Annotated in this window: 15 protein-coding genes; 6 read left to right on the forward strand and 9 right to left on the reverse strand. The window is 69.0% G+C overall.

The genetic code is table 11. The features are described 5' to 3' along the window. Positions 1 to 102: 102 nt before the first annotated feature. Complete coding sequence (locus E3T34_RS09540) at positions 103 to 2,265, reverse strand: S9 family peptidase (protein ID WP_134342843.1); 2,163 nt, start codon at positions 2,263 to 2,265, stop codon at positions 103 to 105. Positions 2,266 to 2,333: 68 nt separating this feature from the next. On the opposite strand from E3T34_RS09540, the gene E3T34_RS09545 reads away from it, so the two are divergent. Further along, on the forward strand, positions 2,334 to 3,032 hold the full coding sequence (locus tag E3T34_RS09545) for an HAD-IA family hydrolase (RefSeq protein WP_104099248.1): 699 nt from the start codon (positions 2,334 to 2,336) through the stop codon (positions 3,030 to 3,032). A 25-nt stretch (positions 3,033 to 3,057) separates the two neighbouring features. On the opposite strand, the gene E3T34_RS09550 is transcribed toward E3T34_RS09545, so the two are convergent. Beyond that, complete coding sequence (locus E3T34_RS09550; protein WP_104099249.1) at positions 3,058 to 3,444, reverse strand: VOC family protein; 387 nt, start codon at positions 3,442 to 3,444, stop codon at positions 3,058 to 3,060. An 85-nt stretch (positions 3,445 to 3,529) separates the two neighbouring features. Here E3T34_RS09550 and E3T34_RS09555 point away from each other — a divergent pair, with 85 nt between their 5' ends. Further along, a complete protein-coding gene (locus tag E3T34_RS09555) occupies positions 3,530 to 4,354 on the forward strand; it encodes a tryptophan-rich sensory protein (RefSeq protein ID WP_134342844.1) in 825 nt (274 codons plus the stop codon). Next, positions 4,351 to 6,030: an MFS transporter gene (locus E3T34_RS09560; RefSeq protein WP_241977381.1), complete on the forward strand. Its 1,680-nt coding sequence runs from the start codon at positions 4,351 to 4,353 to the stop codon at positions 6,028 to 6,030. The genes E3T34_RS09555 and E3T34_RS09560 overlap by 4 nt, the downstream gene beginning before the upstream one ends. 611 nt (positions 6,031 to 6,641) lie before the next feature. Here the strand turns inward: E3T34_RS09560 and E3T34_RS09565 are convergent. Further along, positions 6,642 to 7,634, reverse strand: a complete 993-nt coding sequence (locus tag E3T34_RS09565; protein WP_174720167.1) for an FHA domain-containing protein — start codon at positions 7,632 to 7,634, stop codon at positions 6,642 to 6,644. 2 nt (positions 7,635 to 7,636) lie between these two features. Further along, the gene (locus tag E3T34_RS09570; RefSeq protein WP_174720110.1) at positions 7,637 to 7,900 is read right to left on the reverse strand and encodes a hypothetical protein; all 264 of its coding nucleotides are present in this window, start codon (positions 7,898 to 7,900) and stop codon (positions 7,637 to 7,639) included. A 269-nt stretch (positions 7,901 to 8,169) separates the two neighbouring features. On the opposite strand from E3T34_RS09570, the gene E3T34_RS09575 reads away from it, so the two are divergent. Beyond that, the gene (locus tag E3T34_RS09575; protein WP_134342845.1) at positions 8,170 to 11,745 is read left to right on the forward strand and encodes a TM0106 family RecB-like putative nuclease; all 3,576 of its coding nucleotides are present in this window, start codon (positions 8,170 to 8,172) and stop codon (positions 11,743 to 11,745) included. Positions 11,746 to 11,831: 86 nt separating this feature from the next. Here the strand turns inward: E3T34_RS09575 and E3T34_RS09580 are convergent, their stop codons facing one another. The 5 genes from E3T34_RS09580 to E3T34_RS09600 form a co-directional block, all read right to left on the reverse strand. After that, entirely contained in the window at positions 11,832 to 12,110 is a 279-nt protein-coding gene (locus E3T34_RS09580; RefSeq protein WP_104099251.1) for an HPr family phosphocarrier protein, read from the reverse strand. Between the two features lie 74 nt (positions 12,111 to 12,184). Next, complete coding sequence (gene ptsP, locus E3T34_RS09585; protein ID WP_104099252.1) at positions 12,185 to 13,870, reverse strand: phosphoenolpyruvate--protein phosphotransferase; 1,686 nt, start codon at positions 13,868 to 13,870, stop codon at positions 12,185 to 12,187. Between the two features lie 91 nt (positions 13,871 to 13,961). Beyond that, the gene (locus E3T34_RS09590) at positions 13,962 to 15,974 is read right to left on the reverse strand and encodes a fructose-specific PTS transporter subunit EIIC (protein ID WP_134342846.1); all 2,013 of its coding nucleotides are present in this window, start codon (positions 15,972 to 15,974) and stop codon (positions 13,962 to 13,964) included. After that, on the reverse strand, positions 15,971 to 16,942 hold the full coding sequence (locus tag E3T34_RS09595) for a 1-phosphofructokinase family hexose kinase (protein WP_134342847.1): 972 nt from the start codon (positions 16,940 to 16,942) through the stop codon (positions 15,971 to 15,973). Before E3T34_RS09595 ends, E3T34_RS09590 begins: the two co-directional genes overlap by 4 nt. After that, the gene (locus tag E3T34_RS09600) at positions 16,939 to 17,727 is read right to left on the reverse strand and encodes a DeoR/GlpR family DNA-binding transcription regulator (protein WP_104099255.1); all 789 of its coding nucleotides are present in this window, start codon (positions 17,725 to 17,727) and stop codon (positions 16,939 to 16,941) included. Before E3T34_RS09600 ends, E3T34_RS09595 begins: the two co-directional genes overlap by 4 nt. A 187-nt stretch (positions 17,728 to 17,914) precedes the next feature. Here E3T34_RS09600 and E3T34_RS09605 point away from each other — a divergent pair, with 187 nt between their 5' ends. Together E3T34_RS09605 and E3T34_RS16825 are read left to right on the forward strand one after the other, a co-directional pair. Beyond that, positions 17,915 to 19,090: an exonuclease SbcCD subunit D gene (locus tag E3T34_RS09605; protein ID WP_104099259.1), complete on the forward strand. Its 1,176-nt coding sequence runs from the start codon at positions 17,915 to 17,917 to the stop codon at positions 19,088 to 19,090. Then, on the forward strand, positions 19,087 to 20,472 hold a 1,386-nt coding region (locus E3T34_RS16825), incomplete at its 3' end, for an AAA family ATPase (protein ID WP_134342848.1). The genes E3T34_RS09605 and E3T34_RS16825, both read left to right, overlap by 4 nt.

Here is a 20,472-nt window from a genome sequence, read left to right on the forward strand (position 1 = left end):
GGGGTGTTTTGGGCAGAATCTCCGTCGAATTCGTTCGGGTCGGAGATGTCGCCAGGCCTCGGGCTCGGGCACGGGCTCGGGCCCTGGCTGAGACTCACTCAGCTACACCGCGGTGACCGCCGCTTCCCTCGACGGATGCGCCCTGGCGGCATCGATGATCCAGGCGAAGTCGAACGCCGTTTCACGCCAGTGGCTGTACCGGCCGGACACCCCACCATGGCCGGCCGACATCTCGGTCTTCAGCAGAACATCCGCTCCCACCTCGCGCAGCCGGGCCACCCACTTGGCCGGCTCGACGTAGAGCACTCGGGTGTCGTTGAGACTGGTCACAGCGAGTATCCGCGGATAGTGCGTGTCGCGTACGTTCTCCACGGGGGAGTAGCCGCGCATATAGGCGTACACCTCAGGGTCGTGCAGCGGGTCGCCCCACTCGTCCCACTCGATCACGGTCAGCGGAAGCGACGGGTCCAGGATCGACGTCAGCGCGTCCACGAACGGCACCCCGGCGAGGATGCCCGAGAACAGTTCCGGGGCCAGGTTCGCCACGGCGCCCATCAGCAGGCCGCCGGCGCTGCGGCCCTCGGCGACGAGCCGGTCGGGACTGGTGTAGCCCTGGTCGATCAGGTGCCGGGCGCTGTCGATGAAGTCCGTGAAGCTGTTGCGCTTGTGCAGCTTCTTGCCGTTCTCGTACCAGAGTCGACCCAGCTCGCCGCCGCCGCGCACGTGGGCGATCGCGAAGATCATGCCGCGGTCGAGCAGGCTGAGCCGGGCGATGCTGAACGACGGGTCGATGCTGATCTCGTAGGAGCCGTAGCCGTAGAGCAGGGTCGGGGCGGGAGTTCCCGGAGCGACGAGGTCACGCCGGTAGACGAGGGAGATCGGGATGCGCGTGCCGTCGGCGGCGGTAGCCCACTCGCGGCGCTGCTCGAACAGGGTCGGGTCGTAGCGGCCGAGCACGGGCTGCTGCTTCCGCAGCCGGCGCTCGCCGGTGGCGACCACGTGGTCGTAGACCGTCGACGGCGTGACGAAGCTGGTGTAATCGAGACGGATGGTCGGCGTGTCCCACTCGGGATTGGCCGACGTGCCCACGGAGTACAGCGGTTCCTCGAAGCCGAGCTCGACGAAATCGAGTTCCTCGTCGGCTGCCTCGGCGCTCACGGCAACGCGGGTGAGTCCGTCCCGCCGGTATTCGGCCACCACGAAGTCGCGGAATGCGTCGACGCTCTCGAGGCGCACGGCCGTATCGTGGGGCAGCAGAATCCGTTTCTCACCCCGCGGGTCGGCGACGGAGACGCTGACCAGCTCGAAGTTGACCGCGTGGTGGTTGTGCACGATCAGCAGGCGGTCCTCGCCGCCCAGCACGGCGTGCTCCACGTCGTACTCGACGCCGTCCAGCCGCGGCCAGACCAGGGCGAACTCGCCGGTCGGGTCGGCGGCGTCGAGCAGCCGGGTCTCGGTGGTCACGCTCGAGCCGGCCTCGATCAGCAGGAACCTGCGGCTGCGGGTGAGGCCGATGCCCACCCAGAAGCGCTCGTCGGGTTCGTGGAAGACCGACACGTCGGCGGCGGCCGCGGTTCCCACCTCGTGTCGCCACACGGTGTCCGGCCGCCAGGCGTCGTCCACGGTCGTATAGAAGATGTAGCGGCCGCTCGGGTCGAACAGTGCACCCTCGCCGGTGTTCGGGATCTCGTCCGCGAGATTCTCGCCGGTCGCGATGTCACGCACGCGCAGGGTGTACCGCTCGTCGCCCTCGGTGTCGACGGCGTAGAGCAGCCGGTTCTCGTCGCCGCTCACGTCGGTGCTGCCGAGCGAGTAGAACTCGTGGCCGGCTGCCTCGGCGTTGTCGTCGAGCACGATCTGCTCGCCCGGGAGACCGGCGGTCCCGCTCGCCTTCCCGCTGGTCTGTTCGGGGATCTGCTCGGGAAGCACCGGCGGGGTCCAGTCGTCCGGCGCGGAGATCGGCGCACGGCAGTGGATGCCGTATTCCTTCCCCTCCACCGTGCGGGTGTAGTACCACCAGTGGCCCTGTCGCACCGGAACGCTGAGGTCGGTCTCCTGGGTGCGGCCCCTGATCTCCTCGAAGACCTGCTCCTGCAGCAGGGCCAGGTGGGCGGTGCGGGCATCCGTGAAGGTGTTCTCGGCTTCGAGGTGCGCGATCACCTCGGGGCTGTCCTTGTCGCGCAGCCACTCGTAATTGTCGGTGAACACGTCGTCATGGAAACTGCGCTGCTGTGGCTTCTGCACCGCGCGGGGAGGAGTGGTCATGAGTCATAGCGTAGTTCCGTGAGGGCGCAGACTTGAGGGGTACCAGCCCAGAGACGAATGGAACCACAATGACGCAGCCCGGAATCGCCCCGCTCGAAACCTCCCGGGAGGAGGCCCTGCAGGGGCAGGTCTTCCAGGCGGTGCTCTTCGACATGGACGGCACCCTGGTCGACTCCACTCAGGCGGTTACCCGGTCCTGGCTGCGCTGGGGTGCCGAGGTCGGCCTCGGCCCGTCGTTCACCGGCCCCGAGCATGGGGTGCCGGCGCGTCAGATGATCGCGACCCTGGTGGCGGAGGAGCTGGTCGAGACATCCGTCACCCGGCTGACCGAGTTCGAACTGGCCGACACGGATGGCGTCAGGATTTTGGCCGGCGCGGCGGAACTCATGGCGAGCATCCCCGAGGCCCGCCGGGCGATCGTCACGTCCTGTGCCCGGCAGCTGTGCCTGGTGCGCCTGGACGCCGCCGGCTTCCCCGCGCCGCTCACGGTGGTGACCATCGACGACACCAGCCGCGGCAAGCCGTTCCCCGAGCCGTTCCTGCTGGCTGCCGAACGCCTCGGCGTCGACCCGGCCCGCTGCGTCGTAGTCGAGGATGCCCCAGCCGGCCTTGCCGCCGCCCGCGCCGCCGGCTGCGCCACGATCGGCGTCGTCGGCACCCATCGGGCCGCCGACCTGGAGGCCGACCTGGTGGTCTCCGGTCTCGACCGCCTGCGCGTGTCCGTGCAGGATGACGGAGTGGTCTTCCACCTGGTGACCGAGCAGTAGCAGCCCGGAGCAATAGCGTCCGGACTCAGCGCTCGTAGATTTCCAGCGGCAGCCCGTCGGGGTCGCGGAAGAAGAACATCGCTTTGCCGGTGTTCGGGTCCACCCTCAGTTCCTCAACCTCGACGTGCTTGCCGATCAGCTCGTCGCGCGCGGCCGGTACGTCGTCGACCTCGAACGCGAGGTGGCGCAGTCCGAGCGCTTCCGGGCCGCTCTTCCGGGGCGGGGTGTCGGAAAAAGAAAACAGTTCGATCAGGTAGTGGCCGTTCAGGGCAAGCTTGCCCATCCACGACCGGCGCGCGGCCCGGAAGTATTCCGCTTCGAGCGTGCAGCCGAGAACGTCGAGGTAGAAGGCCTTGGACACGTCGTAGTCGCTGGCGATAATGGCGATGTGGTGCACTCCGTTGATGCGCATGCGGCAGTTTCGCATACTCCAGGGGGCGGAAGAGGTCAGGATGAAACCGTCGACTATTAAGGTGGCAGATTGTTGGGAGACCGAGATGAACAAGAGCAGCGATCCACTGCGTCAAACGGTGGTGCTGGCGAGCGTGATCCTGGCCGTCGTCGGATCGTTCATCGGGTCCGGCGCCGCCGGCGGAACCCCGATCCAGAACGCGTCAGGCGGAGCGCTCGCCGCCGACGCCACCCCGATCGCCCCCGAAGGGCCGGCCTTCGGCATCTGGACCGCGATCTACCTCGGCCTCATCGCCTACGCCCTGTGGCAGCTCCTGCCGGCGCAGAGAACGGATGACCGCCAAGGCGCCCTGGGCTACCCGATCGCCGCGTCGCTCGTGCTGAACGCCGCCTGGATCCTGAGCATCCAGTTCGACCTGCTCTGGCTCAGTGTGCCCGTGATCGTGCTTCTGCTGGTCGTGCTGATCCGGGCGTTCCAGCTCACGCTCCGCACCCGGCCCAAAAACCTGATTGAGACGATCGTCGCCGACGGCACCGTGGGCCTGTACCTCGGCTGGGTGGCCATCGCCACCGCCGCCAACGTCACCGCGGTGCTCGTCGCCTCCGGCTTCGAAGGCTTCGGCCTCGGCGCGGACCTGTGGGCGGTGCTGGTCATCGCCGTCGCCGGGCTGGTCGGCGTGTTCCTCGCGATCTACGGCCACGGCCGCCTCGCCCCGGCCGCGTCGCTGTGCTGGGGCCTGGCCTGGGTGGCCGTGGCCCGGCTGGCCGGCACCCTGCTCTCCACTCCCACGGCGATCGCGGCGATCGTCGCCGTGGCCGCCATCCTGATCGTCACCATCACCGTGCGCGTGCGCACCTCCAGGTCCGTCACGTCCGCCACATCCGCCACGTCCCGATCGGTCACCGCGTGAGCGATTCGGCCACCTTGCCTGTCACCCCGGCGGGCGTCACCTCGGCGCGCCGGCGCTGGGCCGGTCTCGTCTTCATCAGCGTCGCCGTCGCCCTGATCATCGTCGATTCCACGATCATCAACGTGGCCATCCCCTCGATCGTCGACGACTTGGCGATCACCTCGACCCAGGTGCAGTGGGTGCAGGAGAGCTACACCCTGGTTTTCGCGGCCCTGCTGCTGGTTTTCGGAACGCTTGCCGACCGGTTCGGTCGACGGCGCATCCTGATTCTCGGCGTAATCGTCTTCGCCACATCATCCGTCTTCGCGGCGCTCGCGCAGACGGGCGAACTCCTGATCCTGGGTCGGCTGATCCAGGGCGTCGGCGGTGCGATGGTGCTGCCCACCACGCTCTCGATCATCAACGCCACGTTCCGCGGCCGTGACCGGGGCATCGCGTTCGCGATCTGGGGCTCGACCATCGGCGGCATGGTGGCCGTCGGCCCCCTGCTCGGCGGCTGGCTCACCACCTCCTTCTCCTGGCGCTGGGCATTCGGCATCAACGTGCCACTGGGCATCGTCATCGTCGTCGGCGTACTGGTCTTCGTGCTCGAATCGAAGGATGCCGGCGAGCCGCGCCGCATCGACGTCGTCGGCGCCGTGCTCTCGGTGATCACCAGCGCGTCGCTCGTCTTCGGGCTGATCGAGGGACGCACCTACGGCTGGTGGCTCACCGACAAAGCGCCGGTTGCGGGAGACTGGACCTGGCCGTACTCGCTGTCGATTATTCCATTTGTGTTCCAGATCACCGTCGTGTCCGGCGTGGCCTTCATCTACTGGGGGCTCTACCGCCAGCGGGCCGGCAAGACCACCCTGCTCGCCTTCTCCCTGTTCTCGATCCCGTCGTTCCGAAACGGCAACATCGCGGCCATGATCGTCTCCCTCGGTGAGTTCGGCATCATCCTGTCACTGCCGCTCTGGCTGCAGAATGTGCTCGGCTACGACGCCCTGCAGACCGGATTCGTGCTGCTCGCCCTCGCGCTGGGCTCGTTCGTGGCCAGCGGGGTGTCCGGGGCGTTCGGCAACAAGATCTCACCCGAGACGATCGTGCGGTTCGGAATCGTCGCCGAGATCATCGGCGTCGCCGGCCTCGGCCTGGTCATCACGGCCGAGTCCACCTGGCTCGTCGTGGTGCCATTCCTGTTCGTCTACGGCATCGGCGTGGGGCTGGCCACCGCCCAGCTCACCGGCGTCGTGCTCAAGGATGTGCCGGTGGCGCAGAGCGGCCAGGGCTCCGGCACGTCCAGCACCGCCCGGCAGATCGGCTCGGCGCTCGGCATCGCGGTGCTGGGCACCGTGCTGTTCACTACGGTCGGTACGTCGCTCGATGCGAAGCTGGCCGAGGTGCCCGGGCTGACTGCCGAGACCCGGAGTCAGATCGTCGACGCGGTCGTCGACAGTGCGGGCTCGGTGATCCCGTCGTTCGAAGAGCAGAGCCCCGAGCTGGCGGATACCGCCCGCGAGGCGTTCAGCGACGGCACCCGCTACTCGGCGTACGCCGCAGCCGGGTTCCTCGTGCTCGGCTTCCTGGCGACGCTGCGGCTTTCCGGCACCGCGCCACACGCGGAGTCGCGCCGCGAGGATGCCGTCCCCGGCCAGAGTATCCCGGCGGCCGAGACCGCGGGGGAGCCCGTCTAGCTGCGTGTACCTGACGGCCAGGGGGTTTCGCGGGTGTGGGGATCCCGGGCTCCGCCGCGGGTCAGGCCCGGCCGAGCCTGCGCGTGTGGCCAACGCAGGAGACCTGCCGCGGGTCAGGCCCGGCCGAGCCTGTGCGTGTGGCCAACGCAGGACATCCGTCGCCCGCATTGCCCGGCTCCCACGGACCAGTGCGGAACCGGTGCGGATGTCCGTCCCGGCCGAACGGATCTCCTGAGTTGGCCACAACACCCGCCGGATTTGCAGCCGCACGGGTGCGCCCTGCATCCACCCGCGATCCCGTGCGCGACCCCGTGCGCCACCCGTACGTCACCCCACCCGCCACCCCGTGCTCCACCGCGCAGCCCGAACGAATTCGACGGAGAGCCGAGATTTTGCCCACAACCATTCCAAACAGCCCGTAAACCCGCTGTTTCCTCAGAATCTCCGTCGAATTGGTTCAGGGCAGGGCAGGGCAGCGTGGGGCGGCGCAGGGCTCGGCGGTTTCCGTCGCGGCTCATACTAGAGAAGCCGGCACACGTTCTACCGTGTGCCGGCTTCCACAGCGTGCGCCGCGAGTGGCGCAGCCAGGATCTGCCGACCCGGACCTGACCCTAGATCTCGGAGTCGTCCACCGGCCCCGGCCGCGCGGTCATCGGCTCGGTGCCGCCGTTCGTGGTGCCGGCACCGGCGGCGTTGGCCTCGCGCTCCAACCGGGCTGCGCGGCGGCTCGGTTGCGGCTTTTGCACGGACAGTTCCCCGCCCACGCGACCGCCGTGGGGGCGGCCGTGGTCGGCATACTCCTCACGGAAGTAGGCCATGCGCCACGGACCCATTTCGATCCGGGCGCCGGTGCGCAGGACCTGCCCGTCGTTCTCGTCCTGCCGGTAATTCCGCTTGGCTCCGCCGGAAACGTCGCCGAGCGGATACAGAATGTACTCGTCGTTGTCGTCGTGGCGGATTTCGGCATGGAACGGTTGCAGACCGGCCAGCTGCAGGTCGGCATCCGGGGCCGAACCGATGGTGGTGACCGTCGGCAGCAGATCGAACTCGCGCGGCATCTGACCGTTCCAGTTCTTCGAGCCGATCACAAAAACCAGCCGGGGCCGGCCTGCCCCCGGTGTGTAGTGCGTCGTGGTCACCCGGCGACGGATGCGCCGGTCGAAGGTCGGCACCAACGGCAACAGGGTGGCCGGCGGCAACGGCAGGGACAGGCCCGCCTCCGGTGCGGCACTGCGCCGCCGCAGGAGCGGAACCAGCGCGGCCCGGCTGCCGAGCGTAATGTGCGACGAACCGGTCAGCAGCCGTTGGATGACGGGTGCCTTGACGGCTCCCAGCCGGATGATCAGGCCGTCGGGGCCGGACACGGAGACGGTCAGGCCGCGCTCGGCCAGGTCGCCGGCCAGGCCGCGGAGTTCCTTCAGCTTCATCGTGCTGGTGCGCACGAACATCTCGGGCTTGCTGGAGAAGATCTCGACGTCGAGGCCGCTGGCCGTGATGGTTCCGCCCATCTGCTCGGCGCCGGTTGCCTCCGTGGTGTCGCCCGGTGTGCCCGGCTCCGCGAGGGAGAACTCCAGGTCGATGTCCAGGCGGGTGGTGGGGCTCATGACTACTTGGTGAGCGGTTCGGTGCCTGAACCCTCGCTCGTGGTGACCCGCAGTGTGCCGTTCAGCTTCCAAGTGGCACGGGGGGCGTCGGGGCCGATGTCGCGCGGCACCTCCACCGTCATGTCGATGAAGCTGTAGTTGATGGCGGCGCTCTTGCCGGTCAGGTAGGACCACATCTCCTTGCCGAGGTCGGTCCAGTCCTTGATGTTGTGGGCGTCGGGGCCGGTGGCGTTGGCAGTGGGTACGGGGTTCTGGCTGTCAGTCACGGTGTGTTCCTTCTCGCTTGGTTGCAGGGATACGGCACTCGGTCGTCGCACATCGGGCCCGCAATCGGCCAGAATCGGATCAACAGTGAACCGCCGCGCGGACAGCCATCAAAAACCTCGTCTGCCGCGTGTAGGCCAACCCTAGTTGAGCACGGCTGCAGGGGGAAGGGCGCGGCACCCCCTGTTCTGGTCGGTGGTGTCGGCTAGCCTCGAAACCACCGTGACCAGCGCTTCCGGTGTGGTTGTGCGTGCGCAAAGAGGAGATCGACGTGTTCCTGCCAGACCCTGCCACCGTTGTCTACTCGGCGAGCGACCTCAGCGCCGCGGCCGCGTGCGAGTGGGCACTGTTGCGCCGACTCGACGCGAAACTGGGACGCATCGACGCCGCCCCGGCAGCCGCTGACGCCATGCTCCAGCGCACCGCCGCGCTGGGCGACGCCCACGAACTGCGGATGCTCGAACAGCTGCGCGCGGCCCGCACCGTCGTCGAGATCGAACGTGGCGACCTCGCCGACATCGGTTCCGCCGTTGAAATGAGCGAGGCGGCCCTGCGCGCAGGGGCCGAGGTGGTGTTCCAGGCTGCGTTCTTCGACGGGCGATTCCTGGGCTACGCGGACTTCATCATCCGCACCGGGAGCGGCGACCCGAGCGACCCCGCCGACCATTCCGACCCTGCCGACCCCGCCGACCATGCCGCGACCTACGAGGTCTACGACACGAAGCTGGCACGCTCGGCGAAGATCACGGCGCTGCTGCAGTTGGCGGCGTATAGCGACCAGTTGCAGCGGATGGGCATCCCGACGGGGGAGAACGTGCACCTTCTGCTCGGCGACGGCCGCACGAGCTCGCACCGGTTGCAGGACATCCTGCCGGTCTACCGCGCCCGGCGCGCCCGCCTCGAGCGGCTGGTCGACGAACGCCTCGCCGACCCTGCACCCACCCCGTGGGGTGACCCTCGCTACGCCGCCTGCGGCCGCTGTGACCTGTGCGAGGAGCAGGTGCAGCAGCACCGGGACGTGCTCCTGGTCGCGAACCTGCGGCTCAGCCAGCGCGCCCGGCTGCGCTCCGCGGGCGTCCGCTCCATCGACGACCTCGCCGCGCGGCGCGAGCCCGTCCCCGGTTTGTCAGACGCCACGCTAGCGACCCTGCAGGGGCAGGCCCGGCTGCAGATCGCCCCCCGAGCTCCCGGCCGGCCACTGAACTGGGAGATCATCAACCCGGCCGCCCTCGCGGCGCTGCCCGCACCCGACGCGGGGGACATCTTCTTCGACTTCGAGGGTGACCCGCTCTACCAGGAGGCCGGCAACGGACAGTGGGGGCTGGACTATCTGTTCGGTCTGGCCCTGCCGGACGATACCTTCCGCACCTTCTGGGCGCACGACCACGCCGAGGAACGTCAGGCCCTGATCGACTTCCTGGAGTATGTGCGGGAGCGCCGTTCGCGGCATCCGGGGCTCCACATCTACCACTACGCCCCCTACGAGCGCACCCACCTGCTCGGCCTTGCCGCCCGGCACGGGGTCGGCGAAGAAGCGGTCGACGACCTATTGCGCCGGAATGTGCTCGTTGACCTCTACCCGATCGTGCGGCAGGGCTTACGCATCGGCAGCCGCAGCTACTCGCTCAAGAAGCTCGAACCGCTCTACATGGGGCTCGAGGAACGCGAGGGCGTGGCCAACGCCGCCGACTCGATCACCGAATACGTGCGCTCGCGCACCCTGTTGGCCACCGGACAGACGGATGCCGCAGAGCAGATTCTCACGGACATCGCCCGCTACAACGCGTACGACTGCCGCTCCACCCTGCGCCTGCGCGACTGGCTGCTGGCCCGCGCCGCCGAGCAGCCGGGCGCCACCGCAGCGTCGCCGGCGACCCTGGCGGGCGTGCCCCTGCCGGTGCGGGAACCGGACCCGGTCTACCGGGAACTCTCCGCGCTGCTTGCCGACGTTACGCCGGCCGAGCGCACCGCCGACCAGACCGCGCTCGCCCTCGCCTCGGCGGCGATCGACTACCACCGGCGGGAGCAGAAATCGTTCTGGTGGGACCACTACAGTCGCCTGGGCGCGCCCGTGGACGACTGGGCGGACACCAGGGACGTGCTCATCGTCGAAACAGCAGCCCTGCACCTGGGCTGGCACCGGGAAGGCCGCCAGTCGCTCGACCGCCGGGTACTGCGCCTGACCGGGGCACTCGCGCCGGGCAGTTCGCTCACGGTCGGGCAGCAGCCGTTCCTGCTCTACGACCTGCCCTACCCGCCGATCAGCCGCAGCGACGCCCCCGGAGCGCGCACCGCGCACAACAGGGCGACCATCATCGACGTGATCGACGAGTCGGTCTATTTGGTCGAGGAGGTGCTCGAACGCGATGCACCCGCCCACCGGGAAATGCCGATCGCCCTCACCCCCGGCACCCCGCCGCCAGCCGGTAGCCAGGTGACCGCGATCTCGGAGTGGGGCCGCGCCGTGCTCTCCCGGTGGCCGGAACCGCTGCCGGACGCGGCCTTCGACCTGCTGCGCCGACGCCCGCCCCGGTTGCTCGGGGCAAGTGGGCCGGCGCAGCCCCTGGTGCAGCCACCGGCGCGCCCCGGCGATGGTGCCGGTGCCGGGGACGGCGAGGGCGATGGTGCCGGCGACGGCGACGGTGAGGGGGATGTGCGCACCGCCATCCGGGACACCCTGCTCGTGCTCGACCGGTCCTACCTCGCGGTGCAGGGCCCGCCCGGAACCGGCAAGACCTTCGTCGGCTCGAGGGTGATCGCCGACCTCGTCGTGCGGCACGGCTGGCGCGTGGGCGTCGTCGCGCAGTCCCACGCCGCGGTCGAGAACATGCTCCGGGCCGTACTCGCCGCCGGAATCGAGGCGGGGCTGGAGCCCGGCCAGGTCGGGAAGAAAGCGAAAAAGGGCGACGAGAAAAAGCCGGTGCCGTGGACCCTCCTGGATACCAAGACCTTCGCCCGGTTCACCGGGCAGTCCGGCGGCTGGGTACTCGGCGGCACCGCCTGGGACTTCAGCAACGCCGACCGGGTGCCGCGGGGCTCCCTCGACCTGCTCGTGATCGACGAGGCCGGCCAGTTTTCCCTCGCCAGCACCATCGCAGCAGCCGTCGCGGCCGAACGCCTGCTGCTGCTCGGCGACCCGCAACAGCTGCCGCAGGTCAGCCAAGGCACGCACCCCGAACCGGTCGACGGCTCGGCTCTGGGCTGGCTCAGCGACGGACACCAGGTGCTCCCGCCGGAATTCGGCTACTTTCTGAAGACCAGCTGGCGCATGCATCCGAGGATCTGCGCTCCGGTGTCGGCGCTGTCCTACGAGGGGCGGCTGCGCTCGCACCCCTCCGATCGCCGACTCGAGGCTGTGGAGCCGGGCCTGCACCCGGTGCCCGTGCCGCACCGGTTCAATTCCACCTCGTCGGTGGAGGAGGCCGAAGCCGTGGTCTCACTGGTGACCGGTCTGCTCGGCCGACCCTGGACATCCGGTGGCCGGAGCGCACCGCTGGCGCAGGGCGACGTGATCGTCGTGGCGCCCTACAACGCGCAGGTCGAGCTGCTGCGCCGCCACCTCGTGCAGGCCGGCCTGGGTGACGTGCCGGTGGGCACCGTCGACAAGTTCCAGGGCCGGGAGGCGGCGGTCGCCGTGGTCTCGCTTGCCGCCTCCGCGGCAGAGGACGTACCGCGCGGCCTCGAGTTCCTGCTCCTGGCAAACCGGCTCAACGTGGCCATCTCCCGTGCCCAGTGGGCGGCCTGGCTGGTCTACTCGCCGGCCCTGACCGAGACCCTGCCCTCAAGTGTGGAGAGCCTGGCCCAGCTGAGCGCGTTCATCACCCTGGTCACGCCCGACCGGGCCTGACCTCCGGCGTCGGAGCCTGACCCACGAAAAGGCACCCTCACTCCGGCATGATTCGCGCAGACTGAGGGTGCCTTCGGACGGGGGTGCTACTCGGCGTCGAGGTCCGTTTCGAGGAGCTTGACGAGGGACTCGAGAGCCTCATCGGCTCCGTCGCCCTCGGCGCGCAGCACGACGATGTCGCCGTTGGCGGCACCCAGGCTCATCAGCGACAGGATGCTCGAGGCATCCATCGCGTCCTCGGCCGGGTCGGCCTCGAGGGCGATGGTGACCTCGAGGGTCAGATCGCCGACGGCCGCCGCGAAGATGGATGCGGGGCGCGCGTGCAGGCCGACACGGCTCGCGATGGTGGCTTTACGTTCGGACATGGTTCCTCCTAATTGGTGCCCGGCGAAGGGGTGGCTCGCCGGCGATGATGCGATGCGACGTAAATCCGAAGCGGCTAGAGACCCAGCTCTTCAAGTATGGGCAATCCGGCGCGCACGCGGGTACGCGCTTCGTCCGAATTACGGGCCGAAACGGCGATCTGGGCAAGTTCCTGCGCCCGTTCGAGCGTCACGGACTTCAGCACGGCGCCCACGGCGGACATCGACCGGGCCGTCATGGACAGGGTGTTGACACCCAGCCCGACGAGTACGACGGCGAGAACCGGGTCGGCGGCGGCTTCGCCGCAGACGCCGACGGGCTTGTTGTGGCCCTCGTATATCGCCCCCGCGACGGTGAGCTGGATCAGCTGGAGCACGGCGGGCTGCCACGGCGAGTTCAGCGCGGCGAGGGTTCCGAGCTGACGGTCGGCGGCCATCGTGTACTGGGTGAGGTCGTTCGTGCCGAGGCTGACGAATTCGGCTTCGGTCAGGATGCTCGCGGAGCGGAGCGCCGCGGAGGGAACCTCCACCATGACGCCGGGGGTCTTCAGCCCGGCGACGCGGCACATGGCGGCGAAGTCGGCGGCCTCGTCGACTGTGGCGATCATCGGAGCCATCACCCAGACCACGGCGGAGGAGGCCTGCGCGGCGGTGGCGATGGCTGTGAGCTGGCGCTTGAGCACGCCGGGGCTGGTCAGGTCGGTGCGGTAGCCGCGCACGCCGAGCGACGGGTTGGGCTCCGTGCTGTCGGTGAGGAACGGCAGAGGCTTGTCGGCGCCGGCGTCGAGCGTGCGCACGACGACCTTCTTGCCGGGGAACGCGTCGAACACGCCGCGGTAGGCCACGACCTGCTCATCGATGGTGGGCTCGATGTCGCGCTCGAGGAAGCAGAACTCGGTGCGGAGCAGTCCGACGCCCTCTGCGCCGGCGGCCGCGGCCTTGACCGCGTCAGCGGCCCCGCCCACGTTGGCCAGCAGCGGAACGAGGTGGCCGTCGGCGGTGGTGCCGGTGCCGTCGAACACGGACAGGCTGGCCGCGACGTGCTCCCACGCCGTGACGGCGGTGCGCTCGTCGTCGCCGGGGTCAACCTGGAGGGTTCCGGCGGCGCCGTCCACGTAGACCTCGGTGCCATCGGTGAGGGCGTCGACGCCGGCGGCGGCGACGACGGCCGGCAGGCCGAGGGCGCGGGCGATGATCGCGGTGTGCGACTGCGGTCCGCCGCCGCTGGTGACCAGGGCGAGGATCTTGTTCGGGTCGAGGGTGGCGGTGTCGGCCGGGGCGAGGTCCTCGGCTACGAGCACGAAGGGCTCGTCAGACTGGGGGATGCCGGGGGCGGTGACGCCGCGCAGCTCGGCGACGATCCGGGCCCGCACGTCGAGGACATCCGTGGCCCGCTCGGCCATGTAGCCACCGAGGTTGTGCAGCATCTCGGCGACGGATGCGCCGGACTCCCAGATCGCGCGTTCGGCGGATGTTCCGGTAACGATTAATTTCACTGCAGCTTTTATCAGCATCGGGTCGGTGGCCATCAGCGCGGTGGCTTCGAGAACCGACTTGCTGGCGCCCGTGGCGGCTTCGGCGCGACGCTGAAGCTCGGTTTGCACCACCTTGGAGGCTGTCCGCAGCTCTGCCGTTGCGACTTCGGGCGTAGTCGCCGCATCCAGGCGTTCACCTGCCGGGGGTTCGCTGATCGGTTTGGGCATCTGGCGAACGGATCCGATGATCCGGCCGGGGCTTACGCCTACACCAGTGAAATTCTGCACGGGACAACCTCTATTCTTGCGCAGCAGAAATACTGCGCTATTGATGCTACGCGTCGGCCGCCCCGAATTTCTCGGAGCGGCCGACGTGCGGTTAGGCGTTGACCAGGGCGGGCGCTGCTGCGTCCGCGGTGACCAACGGTGTCTTTCGAGCGTATCGCTTCAGCGCGATCACCAGGATGGCCGTTACGACGGTTCCGATCGCGATCGCCAGGGCGAAGAGCGCGAAGCTGTCGATGGCGAAGAAGACGAACATTCCGCCGTGCGGGGCCTTCGAGGTGACGCCCCAGGCCATCGAGAGAGCACCGGTCACGCCGGCGCCCACCATGGAGGCCGGGATCACGCGGAGCACGTCTGCGGCAGCGAACGGGATGGCGCCTTCGGAGATGAACGACGCACCCAGCAGCCAGGCGGCCTTGCCGTTTTCGCGCTCGGCGACAGTGAACAGTCGGCGGTCGAGCACCGTGGCCAGGGCCATGGCGAGCGGCGGAACCATGCCGGCGGCCATGACCGCAGCCATGATCTGCCACGGAGCCTGGTTGGCCATGGTTGCGGTGCCGAGACCGGCGACGGCGAAGGCGTAGGCAACCTTGTTGACCGGTCCGCCGAGGTCGAACCCCATCATGAGGCCCAGGATCAGGCCGAGCAGGATGGCGGAGGCGCCGGTCATGCCGGACAGCCACTCGTTCAGAGCGGTGGTCAGCAGCGCGATGGGGCCACCGAGCACCAGGAACATCAGGCCCGAGGCGACGATCGACGCGACCAGCGGGATGATGACGACGGGCATCAGGCTGCGAAGCCAGCGCGGCACGTCGAGCTTGGCGAAGCTGGCGGCTGCGACACCGGCCAGCAGACCACCGGCGATGCCGCCGAGGAAACCGGCACCCATGAACCCGGCGACGGCACCGGCGACGAAACCGGGGGCGATTCCGGGACGGTCGGCGATCGCGTAGGCGATGTAGCCGGCCAGGGCCGGAACCAGGAAGCCCATCGACAGCGCGCCGATCTTGAAGAAGACCGCTCCCAGATAGGTCAGCATGCCGCCTTCCGGCAGGTTGAACAGGTTGTTCTCCAGGGTGACCGTGTCGGCGACCTCGGTGATCTCGTAGCCTCCGAGGAGGAATCCGAGGGCGATCAGCAGACCTCCACCGGCGACGAACGGGATCATGTAGCTGACACCGGTGAGCAGGGCGCGCTTGACCTTCTGGCCGAAGTGCTCGCTGGTCTCCTCGGCCTCGGCCGCACCGACGGTGCCGCCGACGCGGCGGGCGTTGGGGTTCTGGGCCGCGGCCAGGGCATCGTGGATGAGCTTGGCCGGTTCGTCGATGCCGCGTTTGACGGGCACCTGGATGACGGGCTTACCGGCGAAGCGCTCGCGACCGCGAACGTCGACGTCGACGGCGAAGATGACCGCGTCGGCCGCGGCGATGACGGCCGGGTCGAGCATCGTGAGGCCGGCCGAGCCCTGGGTTTCGACCCGCAGGTCGACGCCGGCGGCCTTCGCCGCGGCAACGAGCGATTCGGCAGCCATGTAGGTGTGCGCGATGCCGGTCGGGCAGGCGGTCACAGCGACGATGCGCTTGACACCGGCGGATGCCGCGGGCGTGCTTCCGACGTTGGCGCCGGCGCCGACGACGCCGCCGGCGGCCACGGGAGCCGGGGAGACGACGCTGGTGACCAGTTCGACGATTTCGGCCTGGGTCTTCGCGGCGCGCAGCGCGGCGGTGAAGGGGGCCTTCATCAGCGAGCGGGCGAGCTTGGCCAGGATCTTGAGGTGTTCCTGGTCCGCGCCCTCGGGAGCGGCGATCAGGAAGACGAGGTCCGCGGGGCCATCGGCGGCGCCGAAGTCGACCGGCGAAGTCAGTCGGGCCAACGCCAGCGTCGGCTCGGTAACGGCTGCCGAACGGCAATGCGGGATGGCCAGGCCGCCGGGGATGCCGGTTGCCGTCTTCGCTTCGCGAGCGAGGGCATCCGCGTAGAGGCTCTCGATCTCGGTGGCGCGGCCGGCGCCTACGACGAGCTCGGCAAGATGCCGGATTACGCTCGAGGGTGCGGCTCCGAGGTTCTTATCCAGAGCGACAAGCTCCGGGGTGATCAGTGCACTCACTGGACATCCTCCTTTGGATGGGTGTTGAGCGACGTCAGGGTGACGTCGCCCGGTCTGGTTTGGTGCAGTGCCGGAACGGTTGATCCGGGCAGGGACGCGGCTGCGGCCCCGTGGGCTGCGGCCTGGCGGAGAGAGTCGGGGGCGGAGCCGCCGGCGATGCTGCTGAGCAGGTAGCCGGCCAGGGATGAATCGCCGGCTCCGACGGTGCTGCGCGCGTTGATCGGCGGCGTTTTCGCGAGCCAGGCGCCGTCTTCGGTCACCAGCACGGCACCCTGGGAACCGAGGGTGGCCAACACGGCGCCAACTCCGGTGGCGACGAGACGCTCGGCGGCGCGGGCCACGAGCACCGGATTGCCCTCGAGGCTCTCCGGGTCGGGGATGCCGGTGAGCTCGGCCAGTTCTTCCGCGTTGGGCTTGATCAGGTCCGGTCCGGCCGTGACGGCGGCGGCGAGGGGCGCGCCGGACGAGTCGACGGCCACCCGAGGGGCGCTCGCGCCGAACCGGCTGCGGAGCTCCCTGGTGATGTCGGCGTAGAAGTCGACGGGCACTCCAGGCGGCAGCGATCCGGCCAGCACGAGCCAGCTGGCACCCTCCGCCTTCTCCAGCACGAGTTCGATCAGGTCGCTCTGCTGCGCGGCGGTCAGCACCGGTCCGGGCACGTTCACCTTGGTGGTGGTGCCGTCGATCTCGGTCAGCGCGACGTTGCTCCGGAGCGTGGCGCCGATCGGCATGCCGAGGTGGGGCACCCTCGCGGCCCGGAGGGCCACCAGAACGGGGTCCAACTCGTCGCCGGGGAGAATGGCGAGGCTCAGGATGTCCGAGGCCTCGAGGGCGCGAACGATGTTCACGCCCTTGCCGCCCGGTTCTTCGCGGGATGAAGCGGCGCGCTGAACTCCGCCGCGGGCCAGCGGGGCGCGGAGTTCGATGGTGCGATCCAGGCTCGGATTCGGAGTAAGCGTGATGATCACGCGATCACAACCTCAACGTCGGCCGCGGCCAGGGCTGCGGCAAGTTCATCTGATGGGAGAGCGTCCGCGATCAGCACGTCGATGTCGCCCAGGGCCGCGAAGCGGATCAGGGTTTCCTTGTCGAGCTTGGACGAATCGGCCAGTGCGACAACACGACGGGCCGAACGGACGATGGCTGTCTTCACGGCGGATTCAACGGCATCCGGAGTGCTGAAACCGAATTCGGCGTGCACGCCGTTGGCGCCGACGAACGCGATGTCGGGCCGCAACGAATCGAGCTGGGCGATGGTGCTGGGACCGACGACGGCGCGGGTGAGGCCGCGCACGCGGCCGCCGAGGATATACAACGAGATGGCGTCGTTGCCGGCGAGTTTCGTGGCGATCGGCACCGCGTTGGTGATGACCAGGAGTTCGTCACCGGGGGCTGCCGGTGTCCAGTCGAGCAGGAGGTCGGCGAGCAGTTCGGTCGTGGTGCCGGCATCCAGCAGGACGGAGCCGGTCTGGCTCGAGGGAATCATGGTGAGGGCGGCGGCGGCGATGCGCTGCTTCTCGTCCTGCCGCTGCGTCTGGCGTTCTTCGAGGCTGAGCTCGGACATGCTCTGCCGGTCGAACGCGACCGCGCCGCCGTGCACCCGGCGCAGCTGGCGGGCGCCCTCGAGGCTGTCGAGGTCGCGGCGCACCGTTTCGGGGGTGACATCGAAGCGGGAGGCGAGATCGCTGACCGTGACCCGGTTCGAACTGGTGACCAGATCGACGATCAGGGCCTGACGTTCTTCGGCGAACATGGCGACCTCCTCGACGCTGAGTGGCCGAAACCACGAATTTGTAGAATACAAAAACTTTACCTGTGTTTGTTTTTGTTTGTCAAGAAAAACAAAGACAAACAAAGAACCCGCTGCGCGGTGCTGCCCGGTGCTGCCCGGCGCCGCCGGGTGCCGCCGGGTGTCGGCCGTCGGCGATAGCGTGAGCATCATGAAGATCCTGCACACTTCCGACTGGCACATCGGGCGAACCTTCCACACCCATTCGACCCTGGATGCCCTGCATCAGGTGCTGGATGCGCTGGTGGAGGTGGTGCGGCAGCGCCGGATCGACGTGGTGGCGGTGGCCGGCGACATCTTCGACTCGGCCATGCCGTCGGCCGAGAGCTACACGCTGCTCGCGGCGGTGCTGCGGGAAATCAAGCAGGCAGGGGCCACGGTGGTGATGACCAGCGGCAACCACGACTCCGCCACCCGCCTCGGCTTCCAGGCGGAGTGGGCCGCACTCGCGGGCGTCCATGTGCTGACCCGGCCGGAGCAGTTCCTCGAACCGGTCACCGTGCCGGACGAGCACGGGCCCGTGCACTTCTATGGCATCCCCTACCTGGAGCCGGCGCTGGTCCGGCACCTCAGCGTTTTTCACGGGCCGGCAGACGAACCGCTCAAGACCCACGAGCAGGTGCTCACCGTCGTGATGCAGCGCATCCGCGATGACCTGGCCGTGCGCGGCGGGCGATCGGTGGTGCTCAGCCACTGCTTCGCGGCGGGAGTGCCCGCGGCCGCGGCGACCGATACCGTGCGGGACATCACCGCGGGCGGCCTCGATCTGGTGCCCGTGTCGGTCTTCACAGGACCGGACTACGTCGCCCTCGGCCACATCCACGGGCGGGCCCACCTCACCGACCGCGTGCGCTACTCGGGAGCACCACTGCACTACTCCTTCTCGGAGGCCGGCAAACCGCGGGGCTGCTGGCTGGTCGAGCTCCAGGCCGGCCCTGCCGCCGACATCGAATGGATCGAGCTTCCGGTCCCGCGGCGACTCAGCGTGCTCACCGGCGAGATCGAACAGCTCCTGACCGATGACGCCTTGGCCGAGTTCGAGCCCGACTGGGTGTCGGCAATCCTGACCGACCAGGTGCGTCCCCTCGACGGCATCCGGCGCCTGCAGAAACGATTCCCGCACTGCGTCACGCTCGAGCACCGGCCCGCTGTCGTCGTCGACTCGGATGCCGTCAGCTACGGTGAGCGCATCGACCGCCAGAGTGACCGCGAGATTGTCGCCGGGTTCCTCGAGTTCGTGCGCAACGGGGTCGGCCAATCCGATTTCGAACGAGACCTGGTGGCGGAACTCCTCACCGAAGGTGACCTGAGGGAGCTGAGCCGATGAAGATCAAACGCCTGCGGATCGCCGGATTCGGCCCCTACAAGAACGAACAGGTGATCGACTTCGAGCGCTTCGATGCCGATGGAATCTTCCTGATCACCGGCAAGACCGGGGCCGGCAAGTCCAGCATCCTCGACGCCGTCTGCTTCGCCCTCTACGGCAGCGTGCCGCGCTATGAGGGAACGGAGTCCCAGCTGCGCAGTGACCACTGCGAACCGGATGACCCTACTTTCGTGGAGCTGGAATTCGCACTGCACGAGAACGACTACCGCATCTACCGCACACCCAGGTACGAGAAGAACAAGAAGCGTGGCCCGGGTACGACCATGTCACCGCCCGACGCGCGCCTCGACATCCGTGACCTGCACGACGACCGGGACACCCCTGAGGGCTGGCGCAGCGTGGCGACCCGTCCGGTCGACGTCGGGCACGAGCTCAGCCGCATCCTGCCGCTCAAGCAGGACCAGTTTCTGCAGGTGATCCTGCTGGCCCAGAACCGGTTCCAGCGGTTCCTGCTGGCCAAGACCGATGACCGGCGAGGGGTGCTGCGCACCCTCTTCGGCACCGCCCGGTTCGAGCAGCTCGAACTCGGGCTGATCAGCCGGCGCAAGTCGCTCGATGATGGGCTGGAATCCGTGCGCCAGCGCCTGGCCGGCCTGGCGGCCACCGCGTCCCGGCACTTGCAGCGCGAAGACCTGCCCGGCGACGACTCCGATGACGCGCCCGGCAGTCGCGACCGGGCCTGGTTCGACGCCGCCCTGGCGGAGCTGGACGAGCTGCTGGCCGAGGCGTCGGCGGGGGCCGAACGGGCCACGTCGGCGCTGGAGTTGGCCGCCGCCGACGTGCAGGCCCAGGAAGACCTGCGCAGCCGGCAGGACCGCCGCAACGAAGCCCACTCGGCCCTGGCCGTTCTCGAGGCCCGGCAGGTGGCGATCGCCCTCGACCGGGCGGCCGTGCTGGCCGCGAACCGGGCGTCCCGCGTGTGGCCGGCGCTCCGCACGCGTCGAGAGGCGGAGGAAGCGCTCGAACGTGCCCTGGTCGGCGAATCGTACGCGCACGGCGCCTGGCGTGAGTACCAGGACGACCCAGGTCTGGTGGAAACGACTGAGAGCCTCAAGGCCGTCATCGAGAATCTCCTGGGCCGGCTCGGATCGTTGAAGGACGTTCTCGACGTCGAACGGCTGCTGCCCGGCATCGAGGCCAAGATTGTGACGCTGCAGGAGGAGCTCGCCCTGCACGTGGCATCCGTCGAGCAGACCCAGGCGCTCCTGGACGAGCTACCGGACCGGATGGATGACGTCGACGAGGCCCTGGCGGCGGCCGCGCTGGCGGCGGCAAGCGAGCCCGAGGCGCGCGCCCAGGCGGAGCGGCTGCGGGCGGCCGAG

The sequence above is a fragment of the Cryobacterium sp. TMT1-62 genome, from assembly GCF_004403145.1.
Taxonomy (GTDB): domain Bacteria; phylum Actinomycetota; class Actinomycetes; order Actinomycetales; family Microbacteriaceae; genus Cryobacterium; species Cryobacterium sandaracinum.

Excerpts from the sequence above, each read along its gene's own strand:
- E3T34_RS09540 (WP_134342843.1), bottom strand. The coding sequence starts at position 2,265 with ATGACCACTCCTCCCCGCGCGGTGCAGAAGCCACAGCAGCGCAGTTTC.
- E3T34_RS09545 (WP_104099248.1), top strand. The coding sequence starts at position 2,334 with ATGACGCAGCCCGGAATCGCCCCGCTCGAAACCTCCCGGGAGGAGGCC.
- E3T34_RS09550 (WP_104099249.1), bottom strand. The coding sequence starts at position 3,444 with ATGCGCATCAACGGAGTGCACCACATCGCCATTATCGCCAGCGACTAC.
- E3T34_RS09555 (WP_134342844.1), top strand. The coding sequence starts at position 3,530 with ATGAACAAGAGCAGCGATCCACTGCGTCAAACGGTGGTGCTGGCGAGC.
- E3T34_RS09565 (WP_174720167.1), bottom strand. The coding sequence starts at position 7,634 with ATGAGCCCCACCACCCGCCTGGACATCGACCTGGAGTTCTCCCTCGCG.
- E3T34_RS09580 (WP_104099251.1), bottom strand. The coding sequence starts at position 12,110 with ATGTCCGAACGTAAAGCCACCATCGCGAGCCGTGTCGGCCTGCACGCG.
- E3T34_RS09600 (WP_104099255.1), bottom strand. The coding sequence starts at position 17,727 with ATGTTCGCCGAAGAACGTCAGGCCCTGATCGTCGATCTGGTCACCAGT.
- E3T34_RS09605 (WP_104099259.1), top strand. The coding sequence starts at position 17,915 with ATGAAGATCCTGCACACTTCCGACTGGCACATCGGGCGAACCTTCCAC.